This window comes from Methylocaldum sp. (assembly GCF_039794385.1).
GTDB lineage: Bacteria > Pseudomonadota > Gammaproteobacteria > Methylococcales > Methylococcaceae > Methylocaldum.
Genome location: NZ_JBDIVO010000014.1, coordinates 1 through 18,822, shown reverse-complemented (window position 1 = coordinate 18,822; position 18,822 = coordinate 1). Strand labels below are relative to the sequence as shown.

At 60.0% G+C, this 18,822-nt stretch carries 13 protein-coding genes; 9 read left to right on the top strand and 4 right to left on the bottom strand.

The window, feature by feature from the left end; genetic code table 11:
• Nucleotides 1-76: 76 nt before the first annotated feature.
• From ABJK70_RS02570 to ABJK70_RS02560, 3 genes are all read right to left on the bottom strand, one after another.
• Nucleotides 77-1,168, bottom strand: a complete 1,092-nt coding sequence (locus ABJK70_RS02570; RefSeq protein ID WP_086135323.1) for an ABC transporter ATP-binding protein — start codon at nucleotides 1,166-1,168, stop codon at nucleotides 77-79.
• Between the two features lie 88 nt (nucleotides 1,169-1,256).
• Nucleotides 1,257-3,332 (bottom strand): glucoamylase family protein, encoded by a 2,076-nt coding sequence (locus ABJK70_RS02565; protein ID WP_139841151.1) that lies wholly within the window; start codon nucleotides 3,330-3,332, stop codon nucleotides 1,257-1,259.
• A 369-nt stretch (nucleotides 3,333-3,701) separates the two neighbouring features.
• Nucleotides 3,702-4,796, bottom strand: coding sequence for a phosphatidylinositol-specific phospholipase C (locus tag ABJK70_RS02560; protein WP_077728952.1), 1,095 nt, complete (start codon nucleotides 4,794-4,796; stop codon nucleotides 3,702-3,704).
• Nucleotides 4,797-5,212: 416 nt separating this feature from the next.
• Between ABJK70_RS02560 and ABJK70_RS02555 the strand changes: the two genes are divergently transcribed.
• From ABJK70_RS02555 to pmbA, 9 genes are all read left to right on the top strand, one after another.
• Nucleotides 5,213-6,118: a hypothetical protein gene (locus ABJK70_RS02555; protein ID WP_143735082.1), complete on the top strand. Its 906-nt coding sequence runs from the start codon at nucleotides 5,213-5,215 to the stop codon at nucleotides 6,116-6,118.
• 392 nt (nucleotides 6,119-6,510) lie between these two features.
• The gene (nadA, locus tag ABJK70_RS02550; RefSeq protein WP_077728949.1) at nucleotides 6,511-7,608 is read left to right on the top strand and encodes a quinolinate synthase NadA; all 1,098 of its coding nucleotides are present in this window, start codon (nucleotides 6,511-6,513) and stop codon (nucleotides 7,606-7,608) included.
• 184 nt (nucleotides 7,609-7,792) lie between these two features.
• Nucleotides 7,793-8,260 carry a 23S rRNA (pseudouridine(1915)-N(3))-methyltransferase RlmH gene (gene rlmH, locus ABJK70_RS02545; protein WP_086135318.1) on the top strand — a complete coding sequence of 156 codons (468 nt, stop codon included), beginning with the start codon at nucleotides 7,793-7,795 and terminating at the stop codon, nucleotides 8,258-8,260.
• A gap of 1 nt (nucleotide 8,261) precedes the next feature.
• Entirely contained in the window at nucleotides 8,262-8,861 is a 600-nt protein-coding gene (locus tag ABJK70_RS02540; protein ID WP_086135317.1) for a nucleoside triphosphate pyrophosphatase, read from the top strand.
• Between the two features lie 7 nt (nucleotides 8,862-8,868).
• Nucleotides 8,869-10,323 (top strand): ribonuclease G, encoded by a 1,455-nt coding sequence (rng, locus tag ABJK70_RS02535; protein ID WP_077728946.1) that lies wholly within the window; start codon nucleotides 8,869-8,871, stop codon nucleotides 10,321-10,323.
• A 9-nt stretch (nucleotides 10,324-10,332) separates the two neighbouring features.
• Nucleotides 10,333-14,208, top strand: a complete 3,876-nt coding sequence (locus ABJK70_RS02530; RefSeq protein ID WP_347257349.1) for a YhdP family protein — start codon at nucleotides 10,333-10,335, stop codon at nucleotides 14,206-14,208.
• Entirely contained in the window at nucleotides 14,201-15,022 is an 822-nt protein-coding gene (locus ABJK70_RS02525; protein WP_347257348.1) for a carbon-nitrogen hydrolase family protein, read from the top strand. Before ABJK70_RS02530 ends, ABJK70_RS02525 begins: the two co-directional genes overlap by 8 nt.
• Nucleotides 15,023-15,076: 54 nt before the next feature.
• Nucleotides 15,077-16,522 (top strand): metalloprotease TldD, encoded by a 1,446-nt coding sequence (gene tldD, locus ABJK70_RS02520; protein ID WP_086135314.1) that lies wholly within the window; start codon nucleotides 15,077-15,079, stop codon nucleotides 16,520-16,522.
• A 58-nt stretch (nucleotides 16,523-16,580) separates the two neighbouring features.
• On the top strand, nucleotides 16,581-17,933 hold the full coding sequence (gene pmbA / locus ABJK70_RS02515) for a metalloprotease PmbA (RefSeq protein ID WP_347257347.1): 1,353 nt from the start codon (nucleotides 16,581-16,583) through the stop codon (nucleotides 17,931-17,933).
• Between the two features lie 51 nt (nucleotides 17,934-17,984).
• On the opposite strand, the gene ABJK70_RS02510 is transcribed toward pmbA, so the two are convergent.
• Nucleotides 17,985-18,822, bottom strand: an 838-nt coding sequence (locus tag ABJK70_RS02510; protein WP_347257346.1) for a glycosyltransferase, incomplete at its 5' end; no start/stop codon positions are given.

Sequence of the window (18,822 nt, the reverse complement as noted above, 5' to 3'; positions counted from 1 at the left end):
TTAGGCGTGGCAGCTACTTTATAGATAAAGCCGGCGGCGAATAAATATCCGACAGGCGCTTATCCCGTTCGTTCAGCTAATCGAACAAGTAAATTTGATCCGGCGATACCGTCAAGCGAACGGCCTCATCCTTGGAGAAGAGATGCAATCCGGGCAGTCTTGCCGTCCAGACCGGCGCATCCGACAGTTGATCGCTGGCGCGTCCGGGACGAAAGTGAAGCAAAGTCTCGTGGCCCAGGTATTCCGCGTTGACGACTACGGCCGGAAAGCCGTTTCCGCCCTCTTCCGACAAACGCACGGCTTCCGGGCGAAAACCCGCGGTTACCGGCAAGCCGCGGTCGCGAAGGCTTGCCGCGCACTTGTCGGGCAACACCAGGAGGGCTTGTCCGTTGACCAAGAGTTGCAAGCGTCCGTCTAAGTCCTTTCGCAATTCCGCGGTAAACAAATTCATCGGCGGGTTGCCGATAAATCCCGCGACGAAGGCATTCGCCGGATGCTCATACAGTTCCTTGGGATTGGCCACCTGCTGAATGCGGCCTTGATCCAGCACGGCGATACGCTGCCCCAAGGTCATGGCCTCCACCTGGTCGTGAGTGACATAGATCATGGTTGCGCCCGTGCGCCGCTGCAGATCGCCGATTTCCGCCCGAACCTGAGTGCGCAGCTTCGCATCGAGATTCGATAGCGGTTCGTCGAGCAAGAACACCGTCGGCTCCCGCACCAGCGCCCGCCCCATGGCGACACGCTGACGCTGGCCGCCGGAAAGCTGCTTGGGCAGGCGGTCCATGACATCCCCCAATCCGAGCATGTCCGCGGCCCAGCCTACCCGCCGTCTGATTTCCTCCTTGGAGAGCTTCCGCATCTTCAAGGGAAATTCGAGATTGCCGCGCACAGTCATGGTCGGGTACAAGGCATAATCCTGGAACACCATGGCGATATTCCGCTGCTGCGGACTGAGCTCGTTCGCCACGCGGTCGCCGATTCTTATGATTCCCCCGGTGATCTCCTCGAGTCCCGCGAGCAGTCTCAGCAGGGTGGATTTGCCGCAACCCGAGGGACCGACGAAAACCATCAGCTCGCCGTCCTCGATGCGGAGACTCAGGTCGGAAATGGCCCGATGGCCATTCGGATAGGTTTTATCGACGTGCTCGAATTCGACGCTGGCCATCCTCGACAGGCCTAAAGTGGATGATGGACGTTTCGGCGCGCTGCGCCGCGATCGAAGGTGCGGATAAGCTTCGCTGTCGATGCCACGGTCAAGGCGCCTGATCGACGAACTTCTCGAAGCCGATCAGGGGCAAGGCCCGTTGTACGATCGGATCGGCCGCGAAGCGCTTCTGCACCGCATGGTCGGCGAGATGGTCCGCCAGAGCCACGAGAATCATCGCCTGATTCAGGCACAGATAGTTGTACGCCACTTCGCCCGTCACCGGATTCACCGCGTCGTAGAATCCGAAATCGCCGTAAATGGGATAAAGTTCGATCAGTTTCCGCAAATTGACCGCCGCTTCGGAGGGTTCGGTGAGCAGGGCCAGGGCCGCCGCATGAGGCGTTACCACGCCCTCGCCGTAGCCCGCCGCACCGAGAAACTTTACCCCGTACTCCGAATAACGGTCCGCGCCCGGAGTAGAACTGGGCGACATGCCCCAGACCGGATAACCGAGCGACTCCAGCGCGTATGCCCGCTGTATGTCGGTATGCACTTTGCCGTTGTAGCCGAGGCTGCCCGGTGCGTGCTGCGCTTCATCCAGCACCAGCGCCGGCATCAGCGCCTCGAACAAACTGCCTCCCCACGAAGGCACATAGCGGTAATCCCGCCATTGGTAATAGCCGCCGATCCAGCGAAAACCGTTCACGCTCTTCTCCGTGCGCTCCAGAGGCGTAAGCGACTGCCAATCGAATTCCGCCGGCAGGGTGCGCGCCATCCTGAACCAGTGTTCCTCGGGAACATCGCCCTTGCCGATGGCGATCAAGCTTCCGATGCGGGATTCGGCGTAAAACACCCCGTAATGGAAGGTCGACCGCAAGGCCATGTTCACATAATACCCGTGGGACATGAGCTTATGGTCGGGATCGTAAAAAAAACGGTAGTTGCCGTTTTCGATCAGCCGCGTGCAACGGGCAGCGAACTCCGGAAACGTCTGCCGCGCAACGACGAGACCCGCCGTCAGCCAGGACGAATCCACGAACGAGACGAAATTGCTGGTACGCTCCAGTGTCGTGGTGTTGTAGTAATTGAAATAAAAGCCCCGATAGGTTTCCAGAACTTCCAAGGTCGCGAGCGTCGCCGCGAGCCGTTCCAGCGCCTGCTCGCGGGTAATGAATCCGAGCTCGTGAGCGGCAACCACCGCTAGAAAATGAAAACCGATATTGGTGACGCTAGTGTAATCGCCGATTTTCGAAACCGAGAGATCGACGGAGCCGTTGCCGAAATGCACGCGATCCAGCGGCAAACCGTGCAGCTTGTCGGTCAAAGCGTCGAGGCCGCGCCAGGTATCCTGCGCGATGCGGCGGAGAAATTCCCGCTCGTCGGCAGGCAGGGTTTTGCCGTCGATCAAGGGCGTAGCGGGCCAGCCGGCCAGTCGCTCCCGCAGTTTGGGACGCGCCGCCGCTTCGCCGCCTAAAGCGTCTTCCCAGGCTTTCTTCTTTTCGGCGATGACCAGATCGCCGGTGCCGGGCCCCGGTTTGCCGGTTTTGATCAGCGCGATATCGTCGATCCAATAGGCCCCATTATGGACGCGCATCTCGCGCGGCGAAAAAGTAATGACGAAGGAAGACAATTGGCTCCAGTCCTTGATGCCGATCATGTAATTCAAAGGCACGACGACCTGTTTCCATTGATCGGTAATACCGCTCACCATAAAGCTGCCGACTTCCTTCATCCCGCTCCCTGCCGGTTCCGGACGGCGAAACTGCACCTCGAACTCGGGGTTGAAACCCTCGGCCGGATCTCCCTTGACCCAGAACCTCAAATGATCGTAGTCCGCCGCATCCAGCGAGTTCAAATTCAGCGACGCGCTGAACTCGCCGCTGGTTTCCGGGAGATCCACCGAATCGGTCTTTGGCGGCAAGGCGTATCTCACCTGGAGGGACCTCCCCGAAACACCGTTCGTTCGGTCTTCGCCCAGCCGAAACGCCATGCTGGCCGGTTGTCGCTCCACTATGATCTTCCAATCGCTCAATAAGGCGGCTTCGTCCGCCTTACCGTCGAAATCCGCCAAATGAAATTCTTTTAATAAAGGTTCGTCGCTCAGGCCCAGATCGCTTCCCTTAACCGAAACAGCCATCAAACCCAGGCCGACCGTCAATAACAATTGCTGGATTAGGTTCACATCTCCGCCCGCCGGTTATCGTCTTATTGAGCACGAATCGGCCAATTTTATTAAAGTCGCTAAGAATAGAGGATGCCGGCAGGCATCTCAATTCGCGGACGGCGGGCTCGTGCGATGCCGAGTATGCGTAGTTCTCGTGCAGCTCGGCTTATTTCCAGGTCTGAAAAAAGTCTCCGCGTGAAACGGTCATGCTTTTTCGAACCGCCTCAGACAGCATTGCGCAATGGAATGGATTCCAAGCGGAACGATGTACCCCATTTTATTTCCAGTTTCAGCATGAGCGATGCTTTTCACGGTGTGCCAAGATAATAAGAGGGGTGGCAATGCCTCCTCATCTTGCCACCCCTTCATGTGCTCCACCGCTCGAGACTACCTGCGATTCAGCGCGATGATGTTCTCGATCAAGCTTCTACCGGGAAAATCGGCCCAGATGAGGCCGACGCGGGGATAGGGGATGCGCTCCCGGTCTTTGTTTCTCGGGTCCATGTTGAGCAGGTCCACCGTCATCCGCTGCGTCAGAAGCCAAAGGTTGGTCAACTGGTTGGTGCCCAGAAAGGCGATGGAGCAGATGCCCAACACGCAGTTGACCCGCGGAAAATCCGGATACCAGTCCTTCCAGCCCGGCGTGGTCAGGCCGGTCATCAGTTGGGGCGCGTTGGTGCCCGGCGAGCTATGGCCGCTGGCGACGAAGTAGGGAAAAGCGATTTCGGCGCCGTTCAAGCCGATGGAAAAAACCGTATCGGTCGACGCCGTCGCGGCCAGTTGGAGCTGGGATTTGACCGAGGTCCATTTGTCGTAGAGTTTCCAGTTGGTGCTGACTTTCCAATCGTTATCCCGCTTGACGAAGCGGTCGTAATCGAGACCCACTGCGGGCGAGTGATAGAAATTCTGAATGACGACGACCTTGCCTCGGGTTTCGCCCAGGGTCGGATTCTCGCCGGTATACTCCCAGAACAGACCGGGATACCGGGACTTGTAGTCGTCGAAGGTTTCGGCGAAGGACCGGGTGTTTCCCTTGGCCGGCGTGATGTCTGTGGTTTCTGACTGGATATACATGTAAACGGTTTCCCGGGGGTTTTGATTCAGGAACTGCTGCACGGCGTCCAGCACGGTCTCGAAGCTCGCAAACTGGTACACGAAGCCGTGATAGATCTGGAAAGTGTTTTCGTAATGGCGGCAGCGGATATCCAGTGCCCGGATGCCCGCATCGAGTTGTTTCGCGAGCGACATGGATTGCGCCTGAGCATAGTCGCCGCCGTACAACGCCATGGTGTCGTGGGTTCCCGGCACGGATAGTTCGCTGAACTTGCGGCTATCGGGCAGCGAACTCATCCACTGCGGATTGCGGGCGCCGTTGTCGGCGTCGTGCGAATAGGCGGAGTTGTCGATGGCCAGGGAAACCGTGCTTCCCAGGGCGGTGGCTGCGGTAAGGAACCAGGCGGTCAGTGTTTTAAGAGTGTTCACGGCTCGTCTCCTGAATGTATGTAAAGAGATTTCTTTTCGGGTACGGTGACGATGCGTACTGGCGCAAACCGCGGGCCAACACTCGCCTCCTCATGTAAGCGACTGAATTGACTGGGTTATGCCTAAGAGCATGGGGCAGCGAGCCGATCGTAATCCGTCGAGGAATTACGATATTTCGTACACAAAACGATATGGCGTAAAAATGGCGCTGATTTGAGGGGGGCGACCGAGGGGGAACCCAATCCGAAGCGCGTCACCCTGCCTGGCGAGCTTCCCGAGTGCGGGAATTCGGCGCTCGTGTGTCCAGTCTTCGAGGCGATGGCATCCCGGTTGCTTTCAAGGTAAAAGCGCCGTCGTGCCCGGCGGGGCATGGCGAAAGTAACGGGCGAACCCACACCGAACGAGGTCTTGTGATCATGATCCACCGGAAAACCATTTTAGGAGCCGTCGCACTGTTGGCGGGAGTTTGCGGCGAAGCGCTTCCGGCCACTTCCACGGTTGAGCCCGAAGCGCGCTATACCGATCAGCGCCTGAGCCTGCGCTGCGAAAATCAAACCTTGCAGCGTTGCCTGGAAGAAGTCGGGGCCGCCGCCGGAATCCGCTTCCTCATCGGCGAGGCGGAAGCCGACCGCCGAAAGGTATCGGTGACGTTCGCCGACCTCGACGTGCCCGAGGCGCTGCGACGACTGCTCGACGGTTATTCCTTCGTAGCTTATCCCGACAACCAAGGACGTTGGGTGACGCGAGTCCTGGGAAATCCGGGCAGCGCGGACACGCTCCGGCTGATCGCCGCGGAGCCGAAACCCGCTCCCGGCGAGCCTAAGAGCCTGGACGAGTTCCGCCCACTGCCCGGATCGTACGCGGGGATCGATCCGGACGAAGCAAGAGATCCCGAAGCCCAGCAGAAACTTTTCGAAGAGGCTCAAAGGCGCCGACTGTCCGCTTCGGTGGAACGGGCCCTGGATGCCTTACGATCGCCGTATAGCCGATTGCACGAGGAGGCGCTGGATGTACTGGAGGGCGTTGACGATCCCAGGGCTACGGAAGCGCTGATCGCCACCGCCCAAGCGTCCGGCCGCACCTCCGAGTTCCGTCAGCGTGCAGCGCACCACTTATGGCAGCATGGCGCTAGTCAGGGATTCCGCGATCGTGCGGTGATCGATGCATTCGAGCGACTCGCCGGAGATGCCGATCAAGGAGTGCGGTCGTTTGCGCAACGCGTGGTGCGGGACTGGAACGTCGCCATGAACTCGGGTGCCGAGACTGGCGAGGCTTCCACAGAAACAACGATGACGGAATTAGATGGCGGCGCCATTCCCTGACCGGCCTGCTGCGGCGGAAGCTGAAACTGGTCGGTCATCGCGGCCTGACTCAACGTTAACTGTCTCCGGGAAAACCGGGGCGGTTCAGCTGGACGGTGCACGCACCGCACTGGAACGCGAAAGCGTTAGCGTGAACAAGGCTGCGCACCGGGCCGGTTTCACCAGTGCCGCCAACTTCGCCACCGCGTTTCGCCGCCAATTCGGCGCCCCCCCTGAATCAACTGCGTCCGCGGAACTGAGTCGGAATATCCCAAACGCCAGTCCGCATTTCTCAGATTGATTCGCAACAAGACCACACCGTCGATCCCGTTCGCGACACCTATTACGCACTATTTTGCTGTGTTATTATCGGCCTCCACACTGCCATATTTCACTCGTGTTACCGCCGAATTATGTCCGTATCCGCTCTTGCCATACAGCAATTTGCCCTATTGGATGACGCCGAGTGCGAGCAACGAATCATCGCCGCGAAGCGAAAACTCGGCGATCGTTGCGTGATTCTGGGCCATCATTACCAGCGCGATGAGGTGTTCCGCCACGCCGACCTGACCGGCGATTCCCTCAAGCTGTCCCGCGAAGCCTCCAAGTCCAGTGCCCAGTACATCGTGTTCTGCGGCGTGCATTTCATGGCGGAGGTGGCGGATATCCTGTCGCGTCCCGAACAAATCTCGATTCTCCCCGACCTCGCGGCCGGCTGCTCGATGGCCGACATGGCGAACTTGGCCGCCGTCGAGCGGTGCTGGAGCGAACTCGGTCAACTGTTCGATCCCGACGAAATCGTGACGCCGGTGACCTACATCAATTCGGCGGCCGATCTGAAAGCCTTTTGCGGGCGGCACAACGGCATCGTCTGCACCTCCAGCAATGCCCAAAAGATTCTCGACTGGAGCTTCGCCCAGCGGCAGAAAGTGCTGTTCTTTCCCGACCAGCACCTCGGACGCAACACCGGCTATCGCATGGGCATTCCGCTCGACGAGATGGTGACCTGGGATTTCGCCAAACCCATGGGCGGCCTGACCGAAGACGAAATCCGCCGGGCGAGGATCATTCTCTGGAAGGGCTTCTGCTCGGTGCATCAGATGTTCCGTCCCGAGCATATCGACCGCTTTTTGGAGCGTTACCCGGACACACGGGTGATCGCCCATCCCGAGTGTTCTTTCGAAGTCTGCCAGAAAGCCCAGTACATCGGCTCGACCGAATACATTCTGAAAACCGTACGCGAGGCGGAGCCGAACACCCGCTGGCTGGTGGGCACCGAGCTCAACCTGGTCAATCGGCTGGCCGAGGAACTCAAGCCGCAGGGCAAGGAAGTTCATTTCATGTCCCCGACCGTGTGCATGTGCTCGACGATGTTCCGAACCGATCCGCAACACTTGCTCTGGGTGCTGGAAAACCTGGTGGAAGGACACGTCGTCAACCGCATCAAAGTACCCGAGGGTGACGCACGCTGGGCCAAGCTGGCTCTGAACAAGATGCTGCAACTGGCTTGATTCGCAACGCGTCGATGGCGAGCCGGTAGGATGCGCTGACGCAAGGAAGCGAATCGTTCGCAACCGATGCGCTTCCCTTCGGTCAGCACATCCTACGTGCTTTTTCTTTCAGCCACCCCATTTGTCGCAGTCGGTAAATTAGGCCGATTGCCTTATAATTCGTTTTTTTGTCCCGCGCTGTCACATGCGGATTCATTTGGTGGCCGTCGGTAACCGTATGCCGGATTGGGTGACGGAAGCTTATTCGGAGTATGCCAAACGCCTGCCCCGGGAGTGCGAACTGGCGCTGAAGGAAATCGCCCCGGCGAAACGCGGGAAGAATGCCGACATCGTCCGACTGACCGAGGATGAAGGAGAGCGGATGCTGGCGGCATTGCCGCGCGATGTGCATGTAGTCGCGCTCGATGTGGCGGGAAAGGAGTGGAGCACGCCGGACTTGGCCGCAGCTTTGGCGCGCTGGCTGGAAAGCGGACGCGACGTGGCGCTTCTGGTGGGAGGACCGGACGGACTCTCTCCGGCTTGCCTGGAACGCGCGAATCAACGATGGAGCTTATCGAAGTTGACTTTTCCTCACCCGGTGGTGCGTATCATCGTAGCCGAGCAGATCTACCGGGCGTGGAGCATTCTGCAGCATCACCCTTATCACCGATAGCATGGACACCCGAAGTCCGCAGATTATTTTGGCGTCGGCATCGCCCCGCCGCCGCGAACTGCTCGATCAACTCGGCATCGCCTATGACGTGATGCCGGCCGCAGTTCACGAACACCCGCAGCCGAACGAGTCCCCCGAAGCCTATGTCCAGCGCGTGGCGGCGGAAAAATCGCTCGAAACATGGAAGAGCAGCGGCGGCAGGCTGCCGGTATTGGCGGCGGATACCGAGGTCGTATTGGACGGGAACATCTTGGGCAAGCCGCAAGATTTCGAGCACGCTTCGCGCATGCTCTCGCAGCTGGCCGGTAGGGAGCATCGGGTCCTGAGCGCCGTTTCGCTGCGGAAAGGCGACCGGCATTGGGAAGCGCTGAGTGTCAGCAGCGTGAGCTTTCGCCGAATGAGCCAGGAAGAAATCGAAGCTTACTGGGCCACCGGCGAACCCCGCGACAAAGCCGGCGCCTACGCCATTCAGGGCAAGGGTGCGGTCTTCATTCGGCATCTGTCCGGCAGCTACTCGGGCGTCATGGGTTTGCCGCTTTTCGAGACGGCGGAACTGTTGAAATGTGTCGGGATCTCGGTCCTCAACGTTTCTGCCACCTAGCCGGCGCATGAGCGACGAAATACTCATCAACGTCACACCGCGGGAGACTCGCGTAGCCATCGTCGAAAACGGCGTCTTGCAAGAGGTCTTGATCGAGCGAACCCGCCGCCGCGGGCTGGTCGGCAACATCTACAAGGGCAAGATCTGCCGAGTGCTGCCCGGCATGCAGGCCGCTTTCGTGGACATCGGGCTGGAACGGGCGGCATTCCTGCACATATCGGATCTAGGAGCCACCGATCGGGAGAAAACACCGACCGACCAGATCGAGCTGATTTTTCACGAAGGGCAGGAACTGGTCGTACAAGTCGTCAAAGACCCCATAGGTGCCAAGGGCGCGCGGCTCACCACCGAAATCGCCATTCCGTCGGTGTACGAGGTCTATATGCCTTACAGCCGAACCTGCGGCGTATCGCAGCGCATCGAGTGCGCTCAGGAACGGATTCGGCTGCGCACCGTCATCGAAACCTTTCAGAAGGAGCACGCCACCGGAGGATTCATCTCGCGCACCGCCGCCGAGGGCATCGAAGAAACCGCGCTCCGCACCGACATGCTGTTCCTGCTTAAGCTGTGGAACTCCATCGCTCAGCGGATCAAGACCGTCAAGCCGAAAACCTTGCTTCATGAGGACCTGCCGCTCAGCATGCGGGTCTTGCGCGATCTGCACCGCGCCCGAGTCGAGAAAATTCGGGTCGATTCTCGCGAAACCTACGGTCGCCTGGTCAAGTTCGCCAAGGAATTCGTTCCGGAACTGGCTCCCCTCGTCGAGCATTATTCCGGCGAACGGCCTTTGTTCGATCTTTACGGCGTCGAGGACGAAATACAGAAGGCTCTGGAGCGCCGGGTCATGCTCAAGTCAGGCGGCCATCTGGTGTTCGACCAGACCGAGGCGATGACGACCATCGATGTCAACACCGGCGCCTTCGTCGGCGGACGCAGCCTGGAAGAAACCATCTTCAAGACCAATCTGGAGGCGGCCCAAGCCATTGCGCGCCAGCTACGGCTGCGCAATCTCGGCGGCATCATCATCATCGATTTCATCGACATGCGGGACGAGGACCACAAGCAGCAGGTCCTGCAAGCGCTGGAAAAAAGCCTGGAAAAGGACCACGCCAAGAACACCATCAGCGAGGTGTCTTCGCTCGGGCTGGTGGAAATGACGCGTAAGCGCACCCGCGAGAGCCTCGAGCACATCCTGTGCGAGCCCTGTCCGGCGTGCAGCGGACGCGGGGTGTTGAAAACGCCGGAAACGGTCTGCATGGAGATTTTCCGCGAAGTCATTCGCGAAGTGCGTCAATATAATGTCCAGGAACTCCTCGTGCTGGCATCCAACGAAGTCGTCGAGCGACTGCTGGACGAGGAAGCCGACACCTTGTCGGAACTGGAGACATTCCTAGGGGTTCGCATCAAGTTCCGCGCCGAAACGCAGTATACCCAGGAGCAATACGATGTCGTCCTGCTGTAGCGCCGTCTTTTGAAAAGAATTCTTCGTTTTACCCACCGAACGGCGCTGTATTTCGGTCTTTGCTTCATTGTCATATTGGCGCTGACGGTTACTGTCCTGCGCTTCTGGCTGTTTCCCGGAGCGGCGGAGTATCGCCGCCGCCTGGAAACCGAAATCGGTTTCCTGATCGGCGAAACCGTCCGAATCGACGAACTGTCGGCCCGCCTGCATGGCTTCCATCCCGAGTTTTCCCTGAACGGCTTCCATATCCTGGACTCGCAAGGCCAGCCGGCGATCCGATTCGCCGCAATCCGCGTCGACGTCGATCCGCTTCGCACCTTGTTGACCGGCCAACCCAGCTTCGACCGGCTGAAGATTATCGGAGCGAAACTCTCGATCCGGCGCAGGCAAGACGGCACGATCGGCATCGTAGGTCTGCACGTGCGCGACCAGCCGCCGGCCTGGCTCATGGGCGACGGCCGCTTCGAACTGTTGGACTGCGATCTGGAATGGCTGGATTTGCAAGGGAACAAACCGTCTCTGCACTTAGGACGGGCGAATATCCGGCTTGCCAACAAAAACGGAAAACATAAGCTCGGTGCCGATATCATCTTGCCTCAAAGTCTGGGCCAAGCATTCCGGCTTGTCCTGAATGCGGAAGGCGATCTCTTCCGGGCCGAGGAGTGGTCCGGAAAGCTTTACCTCGAAGGAAAGCGCATCGATACGGCCCGGATAGCCGACGCCTTATCGACGCCGCGTTTCGCCATGAAATCCGGAATAGCGGATTTCAGACTTTGGGGAAACTGGAACGGCGCGCTGAATTCCGTGACGGGAGACGTCAAGCTCGCAAAGCCGTTATTCGTTTTCCATGGGGATTCAAACACCGAAAATCAGCTGGCTTTGGCCTCCCTGGAAAGCCGGTTCAGGTGGCAGCTGGAAAACGACGGCTGGCGACTGGATCTCGATCGCTTCAGGCCGGCGTTGACCGACACCTGGCCCAAGACCCGCCTTTCCTTCGCTCTCACCCGTCGCGCCGGCGGAACGCCTGCCGTCATACGCGCCGCAGCGTCGTACCTCGAATTGGGCGATATCAACACCGTCTTGCACGCTCTCCCGGTGCTCGGCGAAAAAGCCGGCGGAATGTTGAGGGACTTGGCTCCGCGCGGCACCGTACGGAATACCAGTTTCTTTTTCGCACCCGGAAGATCGCTGGGCGAACGCGTAGCCCTGTGCGGAACATTCGACGATTTCGGCTCGAATGCCTGGCAATCGCTTCCGGGCGTTTCCGGCTTCACCGGAAAACTCTGCGGTACCGACAAAACCGGCCGGATCTCGGTATCAGTCGAAAACGGGGATATCCAACCGGCCGCGCTGGGACTGAAGAGCCCGGTTCATCTGAATAAGGCCACGGCCGATCTGTCCTGGCGGCAAACCGACACGGATTGGTCGATTTCATCCCGTTCGCTTTCGCTCGAAAACGCTGATCTCGCCGCACGCGGCCGGTTCGGAGTCGTCCTGCCGAAAAGCCCAAATGCCTCTCCCTTCCTCGATCTTCGCGTGCAACTCGGCGAAACGACCGTGGCCGCCGTCAAGAATTACCTGCCTTTCGCCGTAATCCCCCAAACTTCGCGTTGGTTGGAGCAGGCGCTGATCGGCGGACAAGTCCGAAATGCCCATCTCCTGTTTCACGGCGCGATCGCCGATTTCCCGTTTTATCGGAACGAAGGCGTATTCGAATCCTCGATCGAAGCGCAAAACATCGAACTTCGCTTTCATCCGGACTGGCCGCCGCTGACCCAAACCGACGTCCGCGTGCAATTCCACGGTCCCGGCATGGAAATCGGCTCGACCAAAGGACGAATCGGCCAGGGCCAGATTGTGGAAGCGCACGCCGAAACCAAGGACCTAAAGTCTTCGCCTTGGCTCAAACTGAGCGGAACCGCTCGCGCGACGGTGCCGGATGCCCTGGATTTTCTCGCCCACACTCCCCTTCGGGATATCCCTGAACGGCTCGGCAAGTTCGTGAGCACCGCCGGCGAAACGGATATTTCGCTGAACCTGACCATTCCGCTCGATCAAAAACTGGGCGATACCGAAGTCGAAGGCAAAGCGGAATTCAAAAATGCGACCCTCCGCGTCGAGGATGCCGGGCTGGAACTGGGGCACATCAACGGCCCCTTGCATTTTACGCGAACCGGTTTGAGCGCCGATGCCATTCGAGCCTCGGCGTTCGATCGTCCCGCCGTCATCCGCATCTCGGGACAGAAGGCCGAGACTTCGGTCGAGATCAAAGGCCGAATCGGAGTGTCGGACCTGCAGGAACAAATCCCCGGCAGTCTTTGGCGATGGGCGCGGGGAGCCACGGATTATCGGCTCAATCTCCGGATTCCGGAATCGCTCGATACCGAAAGCGATCCGCTGGTTCTGTCGCTGTCGTCCGGAATGACGGGCCTGGAGTTGAATCTGCCGGCGCCACTCGGAAAGCGCGAAAAAGCGAGAAAAGATCTATTCATCGAAACGGCGATTCTCGCCGGCAGCAAGATCCCGCTTCGGTTGAGCTATGGACACGATGTCACCGCACGGCTCAAGCTCTCGGAATCTGATACCGGCATCGAGCTGGAAGGGGGCGATATCGCCATCGGAACACCGCTCCCCTCCCCCTCATCGAAACCCGGCCTCGCAATTTTCGCCCGACTGGATGAACTCGAAGCCGCCGAATGGCGGCGCTTGCTGCCCAACTCCTCGGACGAGCCGGGCAGTACCGGTCTCTTGCGTAAACTGGAACTGAACGTCGGGACGCTATATTGGAACAAAGAAACCTTGGGTCCCCTGATCATCGACATGGAGAGCGAAGACCGACATTGGCGGGGCCATATCGCCAGCGCTTACGGCAAGGGGGGCTTCAAAGCCACGGCCGATTCGATCGCTTTCGATCTGGAACACCTCAAGTTACCGAAACTGAAGGCCAATAAAGCCGGACCGGCGAACATCGAACCCATCGATCCGTCCGCCGTACCGAATCTGGCGCTTAATGCCAAGCGGCTACTCTGGCAGGACGCCGATTTAGGCCCATTCACACTTCAAACCGAACGCCACGCTCATGGCATGATCATAAGAACACTCGAGGGCGGGACCAAAAATCACCGCTTCGACATCCACGGCAGTTGGACACGGTCGGCGGACCAAACCGTATCCACGCGTATCGAGGGGAAACTCCGCATCGAGGACATGGGTGATTTGTTGACCGTCATCGGTTATTCCGGCGAGGTCAGGGAAACCCCTTCCGACGTCGACTTCACTTTGTCCTGGCCGGGCGCGCCCCAGCAATTTTCCCGTGCCAGCGTCAAAGGCGATATCCGGATGAAGCTGGGCAAAGGCGCGATTCTCAAGGTCGAGCCGGGGCTGGGCCGGGTGCTCGGTATGTTAAACTTGGACACGTTGTGGCGCAGGCTGTCCTTCGATTTCAGCGATTTGTTCGGCAAGGGCCTAGCCTATGACAGCGTCCTGGGAACCTTTCAGCTCGGCAACAGTCAAGCCGTAACGAAGGGTTTTCTAATCGATGCGGTTCCCGCCAAGATCGTCATCAACGGCCGCGCCGGATTGGTGGCGAGAGATTTGGATCAAGTCGTCACCGTCATACCCCACACCAGCGTCGCTCTGCCCATCGCGGGCGCTCTGGCCGGCGGACCCGCAGTTGGGGCTGCCGTGCTTCTGGCACAACAACTGGTCGGCGAGGAAGTGGACAGCATCACCGCGACCCACTACGCCGTCAAGGGTAGTTGGGACGAACCGCAAATCACCAAGATTAGCCGCAACCTGCCGCTCGACATTCTCGACCGAGCGTGGAGCGGCATGAAAGATTTATCAGGTTTTGGCACCGAAACGGAGAAAAAGACGAATGAGTAAAACGGTTCTCGCCGCTATCCAGATGGCGTCCAGTCCCAATGTCAGCGCCAACCTCATCGAGGCGGGGCGACTAGTCGAGAAAGCCGCGTCCCGGGGCGCTTCCCTGATCGTGCTCCCGGAAAATTTCGCCATCATGGGTACATCCGAAACCGACAAACTGGCCGTAGCCGAAGCCGACGGTTCCGGACCGATCCAGGATTTTCTCGCCCAGACGGCGGAGCGGCTGAAGGTCTGGCTGGTCGGCGGCACCATGCCGATCCGCGCCGACAACGGCAAAGTCCGCGCTGCCTGCCTGGTTTATAACGACAAAGGCGAGCGGGCAGGACGCTACGACAAGATTCATCTGTTCGACGTCAACGTGCCCGGCACCGACGAACAGTATCACGAGTCCAAGACCATAGACGCCGGTAGCGAGGCTCTGGTCCTGGACACGCCGTTCGGGCGACTCGGTTTGTCGATCTGCTACGATCTCCGCTTCCCCGAACTGTTCCGGCAGATGGCGGACAGCGGCATGGACATTCTCGTCGTTCCCTCGGCCTTTACCGCGCAAACCGGCGCCGCTCACTGGGAAATCCTGGTGCGCGCCCGTTCGGTCGAAAACCTGTGCTACACCGTCGCCGCCAATCAGGGCGGGTTTCACGTCAACGGCCGCGAAACCTTCGGCCACAGCATGATCGTGGACCCTTGGGGCCAGGTGCTCGGCAGCCTTCCACAGGGCGCCGGTGTGGTGACTGCGGAATTCGACCGCGACCGGCTGCAGAAAGTGCGGGCCGCGTTTCCGGCCCTGACCCACCGCAAACTGCATTGCCGCTGAGGGCTATGGCGTGTAGGCTAGTTTTTATCATCAGCTTAATTCTCACACCTCATCATGAGTCATGATCCTCTTGTAATCGCCCGGCAAACCCTGCTGGAGCCGGCTGGACTCATAGGCGGCGACATCGACCGCGTCATGGGACAGCTCTTGAGCGCGTCGGTGGATGCCGCCGACGTCTATCTGCAATCCACCCGGTTCGAGTCCTGGATGCTGGAAGACGGCATCGTGAAGGAAGGCAGCCACAGCATAGAACAAGGCGCCGGGGTACGCGCCGTTTCCGGCGAAAAGACCGGATTCGCCTACAGCGACGAAATTACGCTGCCGACCCTGCTCGAAGCCGCCAAGAACGCGCGAGCCATCGCTCGAGAGGGAGCACAGGGCAAACGGGAAGTCTCCGGACTATATCGCCCGCCACAGCTTTATCTGCCGATCGATCCGCTGCAATCGTTGCCCGAAGAAGAGAAAATCGCCCTCCTCAAACGTCTGGACGAGGAATGCCGGAGACTCGATCCGCGCGTCGAACAGGTCATGGTGAACCTTGCCGGCAGCCACGAAGTCGTTCTGGTGATCGGCCAGGACGGAGCGCTCCATGGCGACGTGCGTCCGCTTGTGCGGCTCAACGTCAGCGTGATCGTCCAGGAAAACGGGCGCCGCGAACAAGGCAGCTGCGGCGGCGGCGGCCGCGCGGATTACCGCTTCTTTTTGGAAGAAGACCGGGCCATCGAATACGCACGGGAAGCCGTGCGCCAGGCTCTGGTAAATCTGGAAGCGGTCGAAGCTCCCGCGGGAACCATGACCGTGGTCTTGGGACCCGGCTGGCCGGGCGTTTTGTTGCACGAAGCGATAGGCCATGGACTCGAAGGCGATTTCAACCGCAAAGGCACTTCGGCCTTCGCCGGGCGAATCGGCGAACGCGTGGCTTCGCCGCTCTGTACGGTAGTCGACGACGGCACCCTGCCCGGCCGGCGCGGTTCGCTCAATATCGACGACGAAGGCACGCCGACGGAATGCACGGTTTTGATCGAAAACGGCATTCTCAAGGGCTACATGCAGGACAAGCTCAACGCCCGGCTCATGGGCGTATCGCCGACCGGCAACGGCCGCCGCGAATCCTATGCCCACCTGCCCATGCCCCGCATGACCAATACATACATGCTGGCGGGGCCTCACGACCCGCAGGAAATCATCGGTTCGGTGAAAAAAGGGCTGTTCGCCAAGAACTTCGGCGGCGGCCAGGTCGACATCACCTCGGGCAAATTCGTGTTCTCCGCCAGCGAAGCCTATTTGATCGAAGACGGGAAAATCACCCGGCCGGTCAAAGGCGCGACCCTGATCGGCAACGGCCCGGACGTGCTGACCCGCGTCAGCATGGTCGGCAACGATTTGCAGCTCGATACCGGCGTCGGCACCTGCGGAAAGGACGGCCAGAGCGTACCCGTGGGCGTCGGCCAGCCGACCTTGCGGGTGGACGGGCTGACCGTGGGCGGTACTCGGGTTTAAGACCAGCGCCCCACCCGTTCCTATATCCGAACGATTTAACGATTAGAAGGAGCCATCCGTGCAGGAACCCACGACTTTCGCACGTGAAGCAAAACAACTCGAACAATTGAAATCCCTGGTGGCGGATTGCCTGGCCGAAGCCCGGCGGCAAGGCGCCACCTCGGCGGAGGCCGGCGTCAGTCTGGAGCACGGCCTTTCCGTCACCGCGCGGATGGGCGAGGTCGAAACCATTGAACATCATCGCAGCCGCGGACTCGGCGTCACGGTCTACGTGGGCCAGCGCAAGGGTTCGGCCAGCACCACCGACCTCAGCGCGACGGCGATGCGGGAAACCGTAGAAGCCGCGTGCCGGATCGCTCAATACGCGGCCGAAGACGAATATGCCGGATTGCCCGACCGGGACATGCTGGCCACCGAGTTCCCCGATCTCGACGTTTATCATCCCTGGGACCTGGACGCGGAAACCGCCATAAACCTGGCGATAGGCTGCGAAAATGCCGCACGCCAGTTTCATCCCGAAATTGTCAATTCCGAGGGCGCGAGCCTCAACACCTTCCAAGGGTTACGAGTCCTGGGCAACTCGCTGGGATTCCTGCATGGCTATGCGTCCAGCCGCCACAGCCTGAGCTGTTCGGTCATCGGCCAGCGGGGCGACAGCATGCAGCGGGACGATTGGTGGACCGTGGCGCGAGACGCCCGAGACATGGAAGCGGCCGAGCTGGTGGGCCGAAAGGCCGCCGAGCGCACGGTAAAGCGGCTCGGCGCCCGTTCGCTGAGCACTCGGCAATGCCCGGTGATCTTCGCGGCGGATATCGCGTCCAGCCTGCTGGGCCATCTCATCGGCGCCATCCGCGGCGGCAATCTCTATCGGAAGTCGTCGTTCCTGCTCGACCATCTGGGAAAGCAGATCTTCCCGGCCTTCGTACGGATTCACGAGGAACCGCACCTCAAGAAGGCCTTGGGCAGCGCACCCTACGACGCCGAGGGCGTTCGGACCCGACCTCACCACATCGTCAAGGACGGCATACTCGAATCCTATGTGTTGAGCACATACTCGGCCCGCAAGCTCGGCATGAAAACCACCGGCAATGCCGGCGGCGTGCACAATCTCGTCATCGACCCCGGCGAACTCGATTTAGAGGGCTTGCTGAAACGCATGAACACGGGCCTTCTCGTCACCGAACTGATGGGCCAGGGCGTCAACCCGGTCACCGGCGATTATTCCCGCGGCGCATCCGGATTTTGGGTGGAGAACGGCGAGATCCAGTTCCCCGTGGAGGAAATCACCATCGCGGGCAACCTGAAAGATATGTTCATGAATCTACAGGCCGTCGGAAACGATGTAGACCTGCGGGGCAATACCCGAACCGGATCTATTTTGCTCGAAAAGATGACGGTAGCGGGGAATTGAAGTTCCCCTGACGGAGACACCTTCGTCGGCAAGGGATTGCCGACCTACCACTCACGAAAGGACGGCGTTATACAGGGCTAAAGCTTCGGAGGTTATCTTTTCCGAGGAAAATTCGGTCTCCGCGATTTCCCGGCCGCGACGCCCCATCCGCTCCCGCTGCGGCCCATCCTCGATTAACGTTTTGAGCGCTTCGGCCAGAGCGAGCGCATCCGCCGCCGGTACCAGCAGACCGTTGTCGCCGTGACGGACCACCTCCCGACAGCCGGGGGTATCGGTGGTGATGATGGGTTTTCCCGCGGCTGCCGCTTCGAGCAGCGCCTTGGGGAGGCCTTCCCGATATGAGGGCAGGCAGACGATATGGCATGCGGCGAGCACTTGAGGCATGTCGTCCCGCCGCCCCCACCATTCGACCGCCCCTTTCTGCCGCCAGCTTTCGAGTTGGTCGATCGAGACCGATTCCGGATTGTCGGGGTCAGGATCGCCTACCAGGACGAATCGCGCCGCGACGCCTTCGGCGCGCAGCCGCTCGGCGGCCGTGACGAACTCTCCTACCCCCTTGGTCCAGAGCATGCGCGCCGGCAGGACGACCAAAGGGACCCCATCGCGCTCTACCGCCGGACTGAATTCCCGGAGATCCACACCGGCGCCCCGGATCAAGCTCACACGGGCGGCCGGCAACCCCAAGCTCATCATCTGCTCGTAATCGTCCGGGTTTTCCACGATAACGTGCCCCCGTGCGAAAAGCTGCCTCAACACGGCGCGGACCACCGGACGAAGCAGCCGCGCCTTGACCCTGTCGGAAGTGAACAGCCAGCCGAGACCGGCCATGTAATTCACCACGGCACGCGGACGGCTGAACCAGGCGGCGACGGTACCGTACACGATGGGC